Origin of the sequence: Streptococcus parasanguinis, from assembly GCF_032163505.1 — a bacterium.
GTDB lineage: Bacteria > Bacillota > Bacilli > Lactobacillales > Streptococcaceae > Streptococcus > Streptococcus parasanguinis_V.
Window position 1 is genome coordinate 1,596,212 of sequence record NZ_CP134147.1, and the last position, 16,900, is coordinate 1,613,111.

Consider the following 16,900-nt stretch of genomic DNA (forward strand, 5'->3'; position numbering starts at 1 on the left):
ATTCTAACACAATTTTATGGTTAGTAAAAACCAACCTCTCGGCTGGTTTTTTCTCTATTACTCTTCTTTCAACTTCGCCAATTCTTGAGCAAGTAACTTGAGGGCTACTTGTGGGTTGGCTTGACCTTTGGTTGCTTTCATGAGGAAGCCTGTAAAGGCCTTGTCCGCATTCCGTTTCCCTGACTTGAAGTCAGCTACGGCTGCTTCATTGTCTGCAAAGACTTGGTGGATGATTGGTATCAAGACTTCAGGATCTGAAATCTGTACCAATCCAGCTTTTTCGACGTATTCACGCGCGCCGCCACCGTTTTTCGCCAAGTGAATGAAGACTTTCTTGGCAATCTTAGATGAAATGGTTCCATCTTCGATAATGGCAATCATTTCAACCAAGTTTTCTGGTGTCAATTGGATTTCTTCCAGCGTTTTGCCTTCTGCGTTCAAGAATTGTGCGACTTCCCCTTGGAGCCAGTTAGACACTTGTTTGGCATCGCCACCAAGGGCTACAGCTGCTTCAAAGAAGTCAGAAGTAACTTTCGTCGCTGTCAATTGGTTGGCATCATAGTCAGACAAACCAAGCTCTGCCACATAGCGAGCACGACGGTCTTTTGGAAACTCTGGCAACTCTGTACGCATTTCCTCGATCCACTCATCTGAGATTTCAAACAAGGGAAGATCTGGTTCTGGGAAGTAACGGTAATCCGCCGCTCCTTCTTTGACACGCATAAGAATGGTACTCTTGTTGGCTTCATCGTAACGACGCGTTTCTTGACGAATGACACCACCTGAACGCAAGATTTTCGCTTGGCGCTCCACTTCGTATTCAAGACCTTTACGCACGTTTGAGAAAGAGTTCAAGTTTTTCAACTCCGTCTTGGTACCAAATTCCTCTTGACCGTATGGGCGAAGGGAAATGTTGGCATCCACCCGCATCGATCCTTCTTCCATCTTGACGTCTGAAATGCCAGTGTATTGGATGACTTCTTTGAGAGCTGTCAAATAGGCGTAGGCTTCTTCTGGAGAACGCATATCTGCTTCAGATACGATTTCGATCAATGGAACCCCTTGACGGTTAAGGTCTACATAAGAGAAACCGTCTGTTCCGTGCGTGTTCTTACCAGCATCTTCTTCCAAGTGGGCCCGTTCAATCCCAATTTTCTTAGTTGAGCCGTCTTCCAATTGCACTTCAATCCAACCGTTGTAACCGATTGGCTCGTCAAATTGCGAAATTTGGTAGGCCTTTGGATTATCAGGGTAGAAATAGTTCTTCCGGTCAAAGTGCATGTGCTGATGGATATCCATATTCAGCGCCAAAGCAGCCTTGATACCAGCATCCACAACACCCTTGTTCAAGACAGGAAGCACCCCTGGGAAAGACCAGTCAATCACATTGGTATTGGCATTTTGCTCGTTCCCAAAGTGAGCAGAGGTTGGTGAGAAAATTTTTGAGTTTGTATTCAATTCAACGTGGACTTCAAGTCCGATGACTGTTTCAAAGTTCATTAATTGTCACCTCCGAAAATAAGGGGTTGTTGCTTGTGGTAATCCGTCGTTGCTTCAAAGGCAGCTGCAGCTTGGTAGATGGTTTCTTCAGAATACTTCGGACCAATCAACTGCAAACCAACTGGAAGACCTTGCGCAAAACCTGCAGGAATCGAAATCCCTGGAAGACCTGCCAAGTTGACTGGAATGGTCAAGAGGTCAGCCAAGTACATGGCAACCGGATCATGATTGAGCGAATCCAAATCAAAGGCTACACTTGGAGCTGTTGGACCAAGGATGAGGTCGTAATCCGCAAAGACTTTTTCGAAGTCTTGGATAATAAGGGTACGAACTTGACCAGCTTTCTTGTAGTATGCATCGTAGTAACCAGACGACAAACTAAAGGTACCCAGCATAATCCGACGTTTAACCTCATCACCAAAGCCTTGGCTACGAGTGTTCACGTAGATATCATCCAAGTTTTTAGCATCTTCCGCACGGAAACCATAGCGAATTCCGTCGAAACGTTGCAAGTTTGAAGAAGCTTCAGATGAAGCGATGATGTAATAAACGGCAACCCCGTATTTAGAGTGTGGAAGGCTGACTTCTTCGACAGTTGCTCCCAATTTTTCAAAGTGTTTGGCCGCATTAAGGATGGTTTCTTTGACTTCTGGGTCAATCCCTTCACCGAGGTATTCCTTCGGAAGGGCAATCTTCATACCTTTGATGTCTTGACCAATCTTAGAAGTAAAGTCTGCTACACGAACAGGTGCAGAAGTTGAATCCTTGGCATCTTCACTAGCAATGACATTAAGCAAGAGGGCATTTTCCTTAACCGTTGGAGCGAAAGGTCCAATTTGGTCAAGTGAACTACCAAAGGCAATGAGACCAAAACGTGAAACTGTTCCATAAGTAGGTTTGAGACCAACAATCCCATTAAAAGCAGCCGGTTGACGGATAGAACCACCGGTATCTGAACCAAGGGACAAACGGACTTGCCCTGAAGCGACAGCAGCTGCTGAACCACTAGAAGATCCACCAGGCACCTTGCTCTGGTCCCATGCATTCTTGGTTGGTCCATAATATGAAGTTTCACCAGATCCACCCATGGCGAATTCATCCATGTTGGTCTTCCCGATGACAATCATATCTTTTGCTTTAGCATTGGCAACAGCTGTCGCATCAAAGATGGGCTCGTAGTTGTAGAGCATTTTTGAGGCCGCAGTCGTCAAGATGCCATCTGTTGAGATATTGTCTTTGACAGCGAGTGGAATTCCTGACAAGAGGTTGTCTTCATCGATTCCTTTTTCATCAATAGCCTTGGCTTGTGCAAGGGCAGCTTCTTCGGCCACCGTTACAAAGGCATTGATCGCTTCTTCACGCGCCTTGATATCGTCAAGCGTCGCTTGTGTCAATTCCGTTGCCGAAATTTCCTTAGAGACAAGGAGGTCGTGCAACTCTTCAATGGTTTTATGGTTGAATGACATTAGGCATCTCCTCCATCTTCTAGGATAGCTGGTACCTTGATGTAATAGTTATCTTTTTCAGGTACATTTTTAAACAAGCGGTCACGGTCCGTCCCTTTTTCAGCAACATCCGGACGCAATACGGTCTTGCGGTCAGCCATGGTCGTTGTTGGGGCAACACCTGTTGTGTCCACTTCTTCCAACAATTCCACCATGTCGACAATTTTCGACAAGGTTGTCGCAAACTCAGCTGTCTCTTCTGGAGAGAATTTCAATTTTGAAAGATTGGCAACGTGGGTTACCTCTTCTTGCGTAATTTTCATCTTGCTTCCTTTCGTGAAATGATGATTTTTCAATACCCTCTATTTTACCATAATTTAGGCCAATTTGCTTGCCTTAGAAAAAATCTGTAGGACTTTTTTGTCACTACAGATTCTTCATTTTATATTTCTTTTCCGCCGAATTGCCCCATCTCCATTAGAGTCTCTTTCCAAACTTCCTGGACGTTAGAAGCGAGGTAGGAAGAGGCCAAGTCATAAGAAGCCTGGTGAAATGAAGCAAGGTCGCTTTTAAAGAGCTGGACCAGCTTGTCCGCCAACTCTTTCACCAATTGTTCTTCTGGCACTGTCTCGCTATAAGCTACCAAAAAGCCATTTTCACCCTCTTTTATAAAAGTTGGGTTACCATAACGGGCATCAAAGCCCAGCAAGGCTAACCCTGCTCCAGCCGCCTCCATCAAGGTCAAACCAAAGGTCTCCCACTGAGAAGTGGTGAGGTAGGCTTGGTAGCAAGGATAGATCTGCTTTAGATCCGCATGACCGCGTAGGTGAATATAACCTTGTGCTGCCAACTCCTGAATCAGATGGCGCAAGTTGTCCGCTTCTCCACCCTTTCCATAAATATCAAACTGAAGGGTTGGGAGTTGTTCATGAGCTTGGGCCACTACTCGAATGGCCAAATCAATGCGTTTTCTTGGATCCAAACGGGAAGCTGTGATCACACTAAAGGGAGGTCTGTCTCCTAGTGACTCCGTCAATTCTTCTAGATGCCCTACCGGAATGCTATAGATTGGAATTCCTTGGCATCCTTGTTTAGCAAGCGTCTGCTCCAAGACTTCTTTTTGAAGATCCGTTGCCGTGATGAAATAATCGAAGCGTTTGGCATACTTGAACACATAATAATACTCATAGTTGAGATGGCCATTTTCAAATTCATGCTCCGAATGAAACACCATGGCGAGCTTTGAAGGAACCACTTTCTCCAACAAAGGACGGGCAAAATCCATGCGCGAAGCCCGGTCAAGCAAAATCAGATCTTCTTCTTTTAGCGACAGCTGCGACAAAAAACGTCTCATCACTTCTGTATGGTTGGTCAAAATCTCAGGCCCCAGCTTATAGAGCCAGCTTCCACCTAACCTCGATTCTTCAAAAGCGATAGTCCCATCTTGATGGTGATAGGTCCGTCTGACAACACTACCATACTGAAAATACTCGGTAGCAAGTTTACAAGCTCCATAATACTCTCGCTTGATTCTATTTCCAGCCAAAAGATAGTCTACATAGCGGACACAGTTTGGATGATAGGGATCCAGATGAAAGGTCAAGGCGTTTCCATCCGCAAATTGGTAGCGAATGGCTCTTTCCGTTTTTTCAACAACATCCAGACGAGTCAGTTGAAACTCCATTTGCAAGGCCCCTACCGTCTTTTGAGGGACCGTATTCTGTTGATCCGTAAAAGTTAAATGGGCAAAAAGCAACTCCTCATCCCGGTGCCCCAAAGAGAGGTAATAGGCTAATTTTTCTGGAGTGGGCCAAGTGGTAAAGACAAACTTCGCTGCCACTCCCAGACCCCGGAGCATCTTTGCCCGAGAGGCTTGGGCAACATCGACCCCATTGGGTTCAAATCCCACTAATAGATTAAAGGTATAAATGGTCATGCTGTCCCTCCCTCTAATCGCTTAAACAGCTCTTCCAAAGCTTCTTTTTCAGGCAATTTCAAGATTCGTGCCTGCTCTCTTACCAATTCTTTGTAGGTCTCTGGCTGCTGGAGCAAGGTATCTAGTTGCTGTTCCATTTCTTCGACTGTCTCAGTGATCGTGCTCAAGTTTTTATAGGCTTCATGGTGCACGGTAGTCTTCAAACCAAACAAGACCTGCCCATTTTCAAGCGCATGAAGGCTACTGCTCCATACTTCTTCTCCTCGGTTGCAATCCAGATAAATAGAGCAGCTGGATAACAAGTCCTCATATTTGTCCAGCGAAATCCCTGGATAGAGGCGCACATTGGAGCGAGTCGCTAAGTCTGTCAATTTCGGACCCATAGCCGTCAAAGCAGCAATGTGAAAGGTCACTTGTGGGAATTGATGGACCAGGATAGATAAGCCTGCGACCTCTTGAGAAGCCGTCATGACCAGGGCTTCTGGTTGAAAACTTTCCTGCTCCACATTTACCAGCCCTGACAAGGCTGTGATTCCGTCTTTTTTCTCACTCAACAGACCATCTTCTACCAACAAAATCTGACTGACTTGTTCTTTGATCTCGTCTAGATCATGAGCATCACTGGCACAGTAGGCGAGTCTTTCCTTTGGTATCTCTTTCACAACATCTAGCAATGCCTTGTCCATCAAAAGAACGGCTTCATCTTCCGGCAAGACTTGTTCTAGAACAACTCTTTGCAGCTCTTCCTTACTGGCATACAGGCGATCCCGTCCCTTAGGAGTTTGAAGTAAAAAGGTTCCTTGTGAGACAAAGTGAAGCAAGACTTCTTCTTGCTGAGGGTTCAAATAAATGTCTAAATAGGATTGGCCAGCTTCCGTCAGGAGACTCTGTTTGCTTCTCCAGCCATAGCGGTTGTAGACATCAATGGATACGATCTCTTCTCCCTGACCAAACCATTCCACTCTGTCAACCGTTCGTGACAAGATATCCCCTCGCAAAACCACGTTGGCACGACGTTCCTCACCATCAAAAAGATAGGTCGTGATCCCTAGTGTCCAACATTCCCATAATTCTGGAACTGCTAGATCATTGAAAAATAAAGGTTTTCCAATTTTTGATGCTGGGTCTTTTTGGGTAAAAAAGGTCGCAAGACTCTCTGTCTGTTGGTCCAAATCTGTTTCCAGATTAGTCACAAATACCCGGTAGGGCTGGCCAAGTTTGTCCAAGTATTTTTGCAAACGATCCAGCTCTCTGGTCTGCTCTGATGCAATAATGAACATGCTGATCCTTTCTCATCAATAAGGGGTTAGTCCATCGTTTCAATAAAACGGAGGTTGGTCACCACGCGCTCATAGGTTTCTGACCCTTGCAAGCCTGCTTCCTCTAATTTTTCAAGGGCCCGTTTCAAGCGTGTTTTATAGATATAACGATGCCAGGTCAAATCATAGCCCAACATCCCAAGAAGAGCCAATTTTTCTTGCTTGGCTTCCATCTCATCGAGTACCCGCTTTTCTGTCCAAACTTGGGACAGAGTATCTGAACGACCCACGCGATACCAATAAATACATTTCTCTGTATGGACCACCCGATTGGCTTTTAAGAAGAGCTTGTACATGAGAAAGTTATCTTCAACATTTTTTCCGACCGGAAAACGAAGTCCTTCAAATAAGTTACGCTTATAGAGCTTCATCATAGCACACGCCCAGGCCATATCTCTGGTCTCCTGAATGGCATCGTGGTCCATAATTGTTCGCCCCTCATAAAGGGTCTCTGAATAATCATCGTCCGTTACTTTGATCAAGTATTTGCTACTACTGTCATCATAGAGGTTATAGTTGGCTACGGAAACATCCGCATTATACTTTTGAAGTTGGCGATAGAGCACTTCTACATAGTCTTCCGTCACCCAGTCATCTGGATCAATAAAGGTAATGTAACCACCAGTCGCTAGCTCAATCCCTGTATTCCGAGCAGCAGATAAGCCCCCATTTTCTTGGCGAACGTAGCGGATGCGCGCATCCTTCCTAAAAAATTCTTTACAGATCTCTTCTGACTGGTCTGGCGAACCATCATTGACCAGGATAATTTCCAAATGAGGGTAGGTCTGATGGATAACCGTTTCCAAACATTGTCTCAAATAAGCCTCTACATTATAGATGGGAATGATGATACTCACTACTTCATTTGTTTCCATGCTTCTTCTCGTTTCTCTTTAAATAATCGCGAATCGCTGCCACCATCTCCTGCACCTGATCATCCGCAAATACTTGATTTTCTCCATTCTCTACATGATTGGTTCCTTCAAAAGAAAAAATCGGAAGGCCTTGTTGACTGAGTGTTTGCGTGATTTGATCGACCTCATCATAGGGATTGATATCCAAATAGAAATCCAATTTTTCTAGGACCTTTCGACTGGTCAAGGGATCAAAAGAGGGATAAAGAAAGAGGTTGGGGTAGCGTTCCAATTGCACCAAATTAAAACCAAAATGGCTATGGGCAAGGACATGAATCACTACGTCTGGCAACTCTTTTAACAACGTCTCCAACTCGTGGATATCTGCTGTATGGGTATAAATAGCAGCATGATAAGGAAATTCTCCCACTAGGTCTTGATAATTTTGCTTCAAAATCGGTTTTCGAAGTAAAATCTCCTCCCAAGAGAGGGCATAGTAAAACCACCATTGTTCACGAAAACGATTGAAGCGTTTGGAGGTCCAAGGTTTATTATGAGAGGTGTAGTGAATGACCGCCGGAATCCCTTGAAAGTCATCGTACCAGTCTAGATCTCCATAGAGGTATTGATCCTTATCAGACCCCACTTGTAAATTATAGGTCCAAGGTAATGGAAACCACGCATCTTTGAAATACAGATTCAAAATTCCCTGATCTCCATAGACCTGTTGATGGTGTTCACGAGTGAGGTCAAAAAGAGCCTCTGTTACTTGGTGCTCTTGCCACCAAGTCTTATCAATCACCAAAAGTCCAGCATTAAATCCATCTGTCGTCGTTGGCTTATCTACCACCGCGCCCAGTCCATAACCTTTTAGATCGACCTCAAATAATGGCGATAAATCCTGTGTAAAGATCATGTCACAATCCAGATAGAGGATCCGTTCTTCCTCCACAAACTCTGGAATAGCGTAACGGAAATAGGTCGCATAGTGAATATGGTCACTTGGAAGCGAGAAGGATTGGAATTGCTCGGGAGACATCCGACAATTGATCACTTCTGAATCCAGCTGGCGCAAGCGCTGATTCATGATAGTAAACCACTCTGTTGGTAGATCCTCATTTAAGACATAAATTTTCAACTGATCCTGATGGGCACACAGTGACTTCATAGCGGTTTCCAACTTTTCCATATAAGATAGATCCGCTGAAAATACGACAGCTTTTTTACTCATAACTCCCCCTTATTTTCTTCCATTAGAATACCATTTTCAAGAGAGGAAGACAATTTCTACGCCCCAAAAAAGAGGCCTAAACAAATGTCTATGACCTCTTTTACAATCTTTTCTTATTTAGTATCTAATACTGCTAGTGCGCCGTCTACCAAGCTTGCCCCTAAGACATGCTTGAAATGATTCAAGGCAAACTGGTGATTTTCAGGAGTGAGCGACGCCACTGCAGGTTCCACGACTTCGATCTGATAACCGAGATTGTAGGCATCAACCGCTGTATGAAGGACACAGATATCAGTCAAGACACCTGTCAAAATGACGGTATCTACATGACGTTCACGCAGGCGGATATCTAGGTCCGTTCCTGAAAAAGCAGAATAATGACGTTTATCCATCCAAAAGACGCGTGGATCCGCTTTGTGCTCCCGATAAAAATCTGCCAAAGGTCCGTACAAATCACGTCCGCTGGTCCCAATGATATTATGAGGTGGGAAGAGCTTGCTTTCAGGATGAAATGGATCTTCTACATCATGCGCATCAATGGCAAAAAAGACATAGGCTCCTTGGTCAAAGGCCAATTGGGTCACCTGAGCAATAGTCTCAGAAATAGCTTGTGCAGGAGCACCTGCCGTAAGTTTACCATCATCTGCCACAAAATCGACAGTGTAGTCAATTGAAATCAAGGCTTTAGTCATTAGTAATCTCTTTTCTTAATTTCCTCAAAGATATCTGGAATCAACACTTTGAGATAGGTTCCCTTCATTCCAAGAGAACGGCTTTCAATAATACCAGCTGACTCCAATTTCCGGAGTGCATTGACAATCACAGAGCGGGTAATGCCAATCCGATCCGCGATGATAGAAGCAGTCAACTGTCCCTCATTTCCTTTCAATTCACTAAGGATGGCAGAAACAGCCCGCAATTCAGAGTAAGACAAGGTATTGACAGCCATATTCACCGCTGTCCGACGACGAATATTCTTCTCGTCTTCCTCGCGTTGGTAGTTCAACATTTGAATCCCTACCACGGTACTCGCAATCTCAACCAAGATCAAATCATCATCCGCAAACTGTTTATCATTGCGCCAAATGATCAAGGAACCCAACCGAATCCCAGAAACATGAATAGGCGCAATGGTGGTCAAGCCATCAGGAAATTCAGACTTGGTTTCGACCGGAAAGATACTCAAATCATGGTCCACATCTAAATTCGCTTCTGTATCGTAGACCAAACTAGCTGCCTTGGCATAATCTTCTGGTAATTTTTTATTTTGAAAGAAAGCTTCTACCCGGTCATTGTTGGTCTTGTAACGCATGAAATAACCAAGAAGGGTTCCCTTGCTATTAATGATACAGGCATTACAGTGGATAATATCCGCTAATTGCTGGGCAATATCATTATAAGGCATCTCGACCTGCAACTGTTCATCAGTCCGTTTCAAGATGGATGTAATTTTACGTGTCTTTTCTAATAAGTTTGCCATAATAAACCTCACATATAGTCAGCTCAAGTATATCATATAAGTGTGGGAATTTCAATCAAATTATCTGAAAATTATTTATTTTTTCTACAATTATGCGCAATTCAGAAAAATGTAATTCCGATGACATAGATTTTATAGAATGAATAAAAAAAGATTGAAGACTTTCTTCTTCAATCTTTTATCTAATTAACGTTTGTATTGTTTCAAGAAACGAGTCATTTTTTCTTGAATTTGAGCTAACTCATCGACACGTGGAAGGTAAACGATCCGGAAGTGATCTGGATCTTTCCAGTTAAAGCCACGGCCATGAACCAAGAGAATTTTTTCTTGCTTCAAGAACTCTAAAACAAATTGCTCATCATCATCCACGCGGTACATGTCCCGATCAATCTTAGGGAAGATATAGAGACCAGCCTTTGGCTTAACGGCTGAGAGACCTGGAATATCATTGATGGCTTTGTAGATAAAGTTCCGTTGTTCGTAGATTCGACCACCTGGAAGCAAGAGTTCATCCACGGATTGGTAGCCTCCAAGAGAGGTTTGCACAACATGTTGAGACAAGACATTTGAACAAAGACGCATATTGGACAACATGTTCAAGCCTTCGATATAGCCCTTCACATGGTGCTTGGGTCCGGATAGAACCATCCAACCAACACGGAAACCGGCAATCCGGTGAGATTTTGACAAGCCATTCATACTCACACAGAAGAGATCAGGCGCTAAACTTGCAATAGCCGTGTGTTTTTCCCCATCCATGACCAAGCGATCGTAAATTTCATCCGCAAAGATGATCAAGTTATTTTGACGAGCGATCTCTACAATCTCAAGTAGGATCTCATCTGGATAGAGGGCACCTGTTGGGTTATTTGGGTTGATGACAACGATAGCCTTAGTGTTTGAGGTGATTTTCGACTTGATATCCTCAATATCTGGATACCAGTTTGCTTCTTCATCACAAAGATAGTGAACCGCATTCCCACCAGCTAGGCTGACGGCTGCTGTCCAAAGAGGATAGTCCGGCATGGGAACCAAGACCTCATCCCCATTGTCAAGTAGTCCTTGCATGGACATGACGATCAGCTCACTCACTCCATTCCCAAGGTAAATATCATCAATATCCACATTTGGAATTTTTTTCAACTGGCAGTACTGCATGATAGCCTTGCGGGCTGAAAAGATCCCTTTTGAGTCTGAATAACCTTCACTATCACGCGCATTCATGATCAAATCATGGATGACTTCATCTGGAGCTGTAAAGCCAAATTCAGCAGGATTCCCTGTATTCAAACGTAGAATTTTTTCTCCATTTGCTCGCATGCGCATGGCTTCTTCCAAGACTGGACCACGAATATCGTAAGCGACATGTTCGAGTTTGCTTGATTTATTATATTCCTTCATATTCTGCCTCGATTCACGAAATTATCTCTATTATACCACTAGTTCAAATAGAGTACAAACCGAGGACTTTAAAAATTCTGCAAAAATATAGGAGAAAAGCGAGACTTTACCTTTACATTCTAGCTCAAAAGAGATAAAATATAAGTGTATAAAGAATAGGATTCCCTTCTATTCTATCCATGTTTTCAAGCTATAAGGAGGTAGGATTATGTCTCAAAAATACGAAAACATTATGGTCGCTGTCGACGGTTCTCATGAAGCAGAATTAGCCTTTGAAAAAGGGGTTAACGTTTCTCTTCGCAACGGCTCTAAATTGACGATTGCCCACGTCATCGATACCCGTGCCCTTCAAAGCGTCTCAACTTTTGATGCTGAGGTCTACGAAGAATTGCAAGAAGAAGCAAATGAATTGCTCAAAGGCTACAAGGAACGTGCTGAAAAAGTCGGCGTTCAAAATGTTGTGACTGTTGTAGAAATGGGAAATCCAAAAGTCCTCTTAGCCAATGATATCCCAAGTAAGGAAGGGGTTGACCTTATTATGGTCGGGGCTACCGGACTCAATGCCTTCGAACGGTTAATGGTCGGATCCTCCTCAGAATATATCCTTCGCCACGCCAAAGTAGACTTACTAGTGGTACGTGATAAGGATAAAACCATGTAAGAAAGAAAAAGTTATATTGAAAACTTTCCTTAGGTGAGTACGGACGTCAGCGACCTTCTTCGAAGTTCCATGACTAAGTTTTGAGCCTAAGGTCTCAAAACTCCCGAGTGCTAGAAACAATAGTGTTTCTAGCACTTTTCTCACGGCGGAAAGTTTTTCAATATTTTTTATAAATTTTAAAAATAAGAACATATTTCGACTTCTTTGTGGAACACTTTACTTATCTTAGTAAAAAATAGTTTGTCTACATTCTAAAAAAGGTTTGGAACCTTTGTTCCAAACTTTTTTAGTTGTCTTTTTTTGCTTCTTTTTGTTTTGCATGTTTTTCGTAGGCCTTGAGCTGGCGATCGAGTTCTTTTTTGATGGCTGGTTCTGGGGCGTATTTCTCTTCCCAATCATCTGGTTTCAGAATTTTATGGGTTACTGGATCAAAGTGCGCCTTTCCATCTGGGAAAATCTTGCCCATATTGGCCCGGTGAACAATCTCGAAGACCTCTTCAGGATCGACCCCCATTAGTACAAAGCTACCATAAGTCAGATATAGGGTATCAATTAAGGCATCAACCTGCCCTACCATGGAGATCTCAGCTGGATGCTTACTCCGAACCTTATCTGCAGCCTTATCCAAGGCTTCGTGAAGAGCTGCTACCGAGCGGTCAAATTCTTCCTCACTTTTGCTAGCTGCTCGGACAAATTCTACCAACTCCTCTTGCTTGAACATGGTTCGATAAAGGGCATCTTGAGGCTGCCAAACAACTGGTTTCTCCTGGGTTTCCCCATCCATCACACCATGGAAGGTTTTGACCTTATTGAAGTGATCATCCTTAGAAAGAAAGAGTTCTTTCTCTGAGAGAATACCAAAGTGTTGCAGGGCCTTTTGAATGCCATCCTTGCCATTACTGGTCGTGGTATGCTTGGCAATCGCTTTGACACTGGTCGTTCCATTTCCCATCGCAATGGATAAGCCAACACCTGATAGCATCTCTAAGTCATTATCAGAATCTCCAAAAGCCATCACTTCATCGATGTCAAAGCCAAATTCCTGACCAACGATGCGGATCCCTTCTAACTTGGAAATCCCTGGGTTGAGGACATCTGCTGCAAAAGGACTAGAACGTGTGAATTTCAGATCCGGAAACTCTTTTTCAATTTTTGCAGTCTCTTCTGGACTCGATAAGATCAACACTTGGTAGATTGGTTCTTGCGCTAGTGCATAGAGGGTGTCCTGATCTTGTGGGACGACCTTGCTGACCACTTTGTTAAATCCTCGACTGACGGTACGGGCCATTTTACGGGGCACAAAGCGACTAGACCAGGTTGAAATAGGACTCATCCCAAAACTCATGATCCGAGAACCAAATACCCCATCCTTGGTACCGAGAGCAATTTCCTTACGGTGTTCCCGAGCATAGTCAATTAGTTGGTGCAGGCTCTTTTTATCGATTGGACTGGTAAACAGCACGCGGTCCTTGGTCAAAATATACTGACCATTATAGGTCACTGCAAAATCAAAGCCATAGCGTTCCATAAACGGTTTGACAAAGGCCGGTCCCCGCCCTGTCGCAAGGCCGACATAGATCCCTTCTTCCTTTAAAGACTGAATGGCTTTTTCTGTTGATTTTAGGACCGCTCGACTATCATTGACCAATGTTCCATCGATATCAAAAAAGACTGCTTTTATTTCCATGTCTACTGTTTCTTTCTTTTTATGATAAAATAAATTATATCACATATTCCAAGGAGCTTCACATGTTTAAGAAAATTTTAGCACTACATACCGGAGGGACCATTTCGATGGCGGCAGATGACTCTGGGGCAGTGATTACCAATGAAGTCAATCCCATGACCCAAATCACTTCACCAATTGAAGGAATTGCAGTCACCTCAGAGGACTTCTTCAACCTTCCCAGCCCTCAAATGACCCCCTGTCACATGTTAGCCCTATATCAAAAAATCAAAGAGGAAGCTCACAACTACGACGGCATCGTTATCACCCACGGGACAGATACGCTGGAAGAAACGGCTTATTTCTTGGATACCATGGAGTTACCAGAGATCGCTGTGGTCATTACAGGAGCTATGAGAAGCTCCAACGAACTTGGAAGCGATGGCGTCTATAATTTTCTGACAGCCCTTCGGGTAGCTGCAGATCCAAAAGCACGCGATAAAGGCGTCTTAGTCGTCATGAACGATGAAATTCATGCGGCTAAGTACGTCACCAAAACCCACACCACCAATGTCAGCACCTTTCAGACACCAACCCACGGCCCACTGGGGTTGGTCATGAAAAAGGAAATCCTCTTCTTTAAAACAGCCGAGCCAAGGGTGCGCTTTGATCTCGATACCATCGATGGGTTCGTTCCGATCATTGCTACCTATGCAGGGATGAAAACCGATCTGCTGGACATGCTGGATCTTTCAAAGCTGGATGGTCTCATTATCGAAGCCTTTGGAGCAGGAAACATCCCTAAAGAAACGGCACATAAACTCCAAGAATTCATGGATGCAGGTCTTCCAATCGCTTTAGTATCTCGTTGCTTCAATGGAATCGCTGAACCCGTCTACGCATATGAAGGAGGAGGCGTCCAACTCCATCAAGCAGGTGTCTTTTTCATCAAGGAATTAAATGCCCCCAAAGCACGCATCAAACTCCTCATCGCCCTCAATGCCGGCCTAAAAGGACAAGAACTCAAAGACTATATCGAAGGGTAAACTAAGATACAAAGCCCGTAAAATGCCAAGTGAAAATAGGAAATTGTCGCCGGGAGCGAAGCTCACAAGAGAATTTATCTTTTTCACACAGCATTTAGGGCGTGTTCAATTCGTGTAACGACAAGCACTATGGTGCCTTGCCGACACGACTCACTAACTCCTCAGGTGGATGGTATCGATCCACCTTCGTCCTGTCGCATTTCATCAAGATACAAAGGGCGTAAAATGCCATCTTAAAGGGAGTAGAGTGGAATCCAAAGAATTTCCACTCTACTCCCTTTTTATACTCTAGTCTAAATGTTCTTTCTTTTCTAAGTAAAGCGAGAGCAGATGCCAATCGGGGTGTTCGCGCCAATCTGGCGTGGCTACGATCTGGCTGGCAACTTTCCTTGCTTCTTCCAGAATGGGATAATCTTCTACCAAATCCGCCACTTGAAATTCTGGAATCCCAGATTGACGAGTTCCAAAGATTTCACCTGAACCCCGCATTTTCAAATCTTCTTCCGCTAGCACAAAGCCATTGGTCGTCTCTGTCATGATTTTCATGCGCTGCTTGCCACTATCTGTCTTAGGATTGGCTACTAGAATAGCATAGGATTGCTTATTTCCCCGCCCAACCCGGCCTCGAAGCTGGTGAAGTTGGCTAAGACCAAACCGATCTGCATCCATAATGACCATAACGGTCGCATTGGGCACGTTGACTCCTACTTCAATAACGGTCGTAGACACCAAAACATCGACTTGGTGCTCTTTAAAGGACTGCATGATGGCATCTTTTTCTTCACTTTTCATCTTCCCGTGAAGAAGAGAAACGCGTGCTCGCTGTCCAAAGAAGGTTTCTAGCTCTTCTTTGAGGGCAAGGGCGTTTTTCAAATCTAGCGCCTCTGACTCCTCAATCAATGGAGAAATAAAGTAGGCTTGAGAACCCTTGCCAAGTTCTTTGACTAACCAGTCGAGGACCACTTCTAACTGCTCATGCTTAACCCAACGTGTGATGATTTCCTTGCGTCCCGCAGGCATCTGATCAATGATGGACACATCCATATCTCCAAAGGCTGTAATAGCCAAGGTCCGGGGAATAGGGGTAGCCGTCATCATCAGGACGTCTGGATTTTGTCCTTTTTCTCGAAGAATACGACGTTGGGAAACCCCAAAACGGTGTTGTTCATCAATAATGACCAAACCAAGATCTTGGTAGTGAACTCCCTCTTGAATCAAGGCATGCGTCCCCACAATCAGTTGAACTTTTCCTGAGGAGATCTCTTCTAAGACTTCTCGTTTCTCAGCCGCCTTTAATCCTCCTGTTAGAAGGGCAATTGGCAAATCTAGAAAAAGATTTTGCAAGCTTTCCTTGTGTTGCTCTGCCAAAATCTCCGTTGGAACCATCAAGGCAGCTTGCTTCCCAGCGCTTAAGGCTGCATACATAGCAAGACCGGCCACGACTGTCTTCCCGCTTCCCACATCCCCTTGTAAGAGGCGGTTCATATGATAAGGAGAGGCCATATCTGTCAAGATTTCATTCAGGCTGTTTTCTTGAGCTTGCGTTAGCTCAAAAGGAAGCTGTTTTTTTCGTTCTGCTAATTTTTCTGGATTCCAGGCCAAGGAAATCCCTTGGCTGGCATCGTGATTTTCTTCTTTTAGCACTTGGAGTTGCAGCTGGAAAAAGAGGAGCTCTTCAAATTTTACCCGGCGAAGGGCTTGCTTGTACTCTGCCAGATCCTTAGGAAAATGCATAGCTTGCACTGCTTGGGAACGAGACATAAGTTGATAACGATCCCGCAAGACTTGGGGTACATTCTCTTCTAAAAGCTGGTCCAAGCCCTGGTCGAACGCTATTTTGATCAATTTCACCAGGCTGTTTTGGCTCACTCCTTGCGTCACTCGATAGACCGGCTGCAAATCATCTTCCACTTGAGCCAGGAGTTTCATCCCTGTCAAACTGCCTTTGGCCTTGTCCCATTTTCCAAAAATCGCCACTGTCTGCTGAACCTCAATTTTGTCTGCTAGATAGGGTTGGTTGAAAAAATTAACCGCAATGACCTGGTCTCCCTGTTTGATCGAAAAACGCAAGCGATTTCGTTTGTAGCCATAATATTGGACATTGGCTGGTGTTGCTACCACCCCAGAGATGACGGCTTTTTCACCATCTTCCAACTCTAAAACATTGCGCGTTTTGAAGTCTTCATAGCGAAAGGGGAAATACAAGAGCAGATCTTCTAAGGTTTCAATTCCTAACTTTTTAAATTTTTCCGCCGATTTTGGACCGACTCCAGGAAGTACGGATAAGGGTTGGTGTAGATTCATTTCTCCTCCTTTCTTTTATAAAAAAGCAGGCCCATCCGGGAAAATCCCACCTGCTTC

14 protein-coding genes are annotated in these 16,900 nt (G+C 44.1%); 2 read left to right on the top strand and 12 right to left on the bottom strand.

Features of this window, described 5'->3' with window-relative positions; all coding sequences use genetic code 11:
* Window positions 1-57: 57 nt before the first annotated feature.
* From gatB to RIN70_RS08100, 10 genes are all read right to left on the bottom strand, one after another.
* Window positions 58-1,500 carry an Asp-tRNA(Asn)/Glu-tRNA(Gln) amidotransferase subunit GatB gene (gene gatB / locus RIN70_RS08055; RefSeq protein WP_195623379.1) on the bottom strand — a complete coding sequence of 481 codons (1,443 nt, stop codon included), beginning with the start codon at window positions 1,498-1,500 and terminating at the stop codon, window positions 58-60.
* Complete coding sequence (gene gatA / locus RIN70_RS08060) at window positions 1,500-2,966, bottom strand: Asp-tRNA(Asn)/Glu-tRNA(Gln) amidotransferase subunit GatA (RefSeq protein ID WP_195189403.1); 1,467 nt, start codon at window positions 2,964-2,966, stop codon at window positions 1,500-1,502. The genes gatB and gatA overlap by 1 nt, the downstream gene beginning before the upstream one ends.
* Window positions 2,966-3,268 carry an Asp-tRNA(Asn)/Glu-tRNA(Gln) amidotransferase subunit GatC gene (gene gatC / locus RIN70_RS08065; protein ID WP_002884769.1) on the bottom strand — a complete coding sequence of 101 codons (303 nt, stop codon included), beginning with the start codon at window positions 3,266-3,268 and terminating at the stop codon, window positions 2,966-2,968. Before gatC ends, gatA begins: the two co-directional genes overlap by 1 nt.
* A gap of 119 nt (window positions 3,269-3,387) precedes the next feature.
* The gene (locus RIN70_RS08070; protein ID WP_195623378.1) at window positions 3,388-4,881 is read right to left on the bottom strand and encodes a glycosyltransferase; all 1,494 of its coding nucleotides are present in this window, start codon (window positions 4,879-4,881) and stop codon (window positions 3,388-3,390) included.
* Window positions 4,878-6,161, bottom strand: a complete 1,284-nt coding sequence (locus RIN70_RS08075; RefSeq protein ID WP_195623377.1) for a glycosyltransferase family protein — start codon at window positions 6,159-6,161, stop codon at window positions 4,878-4,880. Before RIN70_RS08075 ends, RIN70_RS08070 begins: the two co-directional genes overlap by 4 nt.
* A gap of 26 nt (window positions 6,162-6,187) precedes the next feature.
* The gene (locus RIN70_RS08080; RefSeq protein ID WP_195189400.1) at window positions 6,188-7,075 is read right to left on the bottom strand and encodes a glycosyltransferase family 2 protein; all 888 of its coding nucleotides are present in this window, start codon (window positions 7,073-7,075) and stop codon (window positions 6,188-6,190) included.
* Window positions 7,062-8,285, bottom strand: a complete 1,224-nt coding sequence (locus RIN70_RS08085) for a glycosyltransferase (RefSeq protein WP_195623376.1) — start codon at window positions 8,283-8,285, stop codon at window positions 7,062-7,064. Before RIN70_RS08085 ends, RIN70_RS08080 begins: the two co-directional genes overlap by 14 nt.
* A gap of 113 nt (window positions 8,286-8,398) precedes the next feature.
* Window positions 8,399-8,977 carry a cysteine hydrolase family protein gene (locus RIN70_RS08090; RefSeq protein WP_045759798.1) on the bottom strand — a complete coding sequence of 193 codons (579 nt, stop codon included), beginning with the start codon at window positions 8,975-8,977 and terminating at the stop codon, window positions 8,399-8,401.
* Entirely contained in the window at window positions 8,977-9,765 is a 789-nt protein-coding gene (codY, locus tag RIN70_RS08095; RefSeq protein WP_045759799.1) for a GTP-sensing pleiotropic transcriptional regulator CodY, read from the bottom strand. Before codY ends, RIN70_RS08090 begins: the two co-directional genes overlap by 1 nt.
* Before the next feature lie 186 nt (window positions 9,766-9,951).
* Window positions 9,952-11,166, bottom strand: a complete 1,215-nt coding sequence (locus RIN70_RS08100; RefSeq protein ID WP_021153766.1) for a pyridoxal phosphate-dependent aminotransferase — start codon at window positions 11,164-11,166, stop codon at window positions 9,952-9,954.
* Window positions 11,167-11,374: 208 nt separating this feature from the next.
* On the opposite strand from RIN70_RS08100, the gene RIN70_RS08105 reads away from it, so the two are divergent.
* Window positions 11,375-11,827, top strand: coding sequence for a universal stress protein (locus RIN70_RS08105; protein ID WP_003008541.1), 453 nt, complete (start codon window positions 11,375-11,377; stop codon window positions 11,825-11,827).
* A gap of 286 nt (window positions 11,828-12,113) precedes the next feature.
* On the opposite strand, the gene RIN70_RS08110 is transcribed toward RIN70_RS08105, so the two are convergent.
* Window positions 12,114-13,514: a Cof-type HAD-IIB family hydrolase gene (locus RIN70_RS08110; RefSeq protein WP_049484007.1), complete on the bottom strand. Its 1,401-nt coding sequence runs from the start codon at window positions 13,512-13,514 to the stop codon at window positions 12,114-12,116.
* A 62-nt stretch (window positions 13,515-13,576) separates the two neighbouring features.
* On the opposite strand from RIN70_RS08110, the gene RIN70_RS08115 reads away from it, so the two are divergent.
* On the top strand, window positions 13,577-14,539 hold the full coding sequence (locus tag RIN70_RS08115; RefSeq protein WP_118227878.1) for an asparaginase: 963 nt from the start codon (window positions 13,577-13,579) through the stop codon (window positions 14,537-14,539).
* 288 nt (window positions 14,540-14,827) lie between these two features.
* Here RIN70_RS08115 and recG read toward each other — a convergent pair whose 3' ends face one another.
* Window positions 14,828-16,843 carry an ATP-dependent DNA helicase RecG gene (gene recG / locus RIN70_RS08120; RefSeq protein WP_195623375.1) on the bottom strand — a complete coding sequence of 672 codons (2,016 nt, stop codon included), beginning with the start codon at window positions 16,841-16,843 and terminating at the stop codon, window positions 14,828-14,830.
* Between the last annotated feature and the right edge of the window lie 57 nt (window positions 16,844-16,900).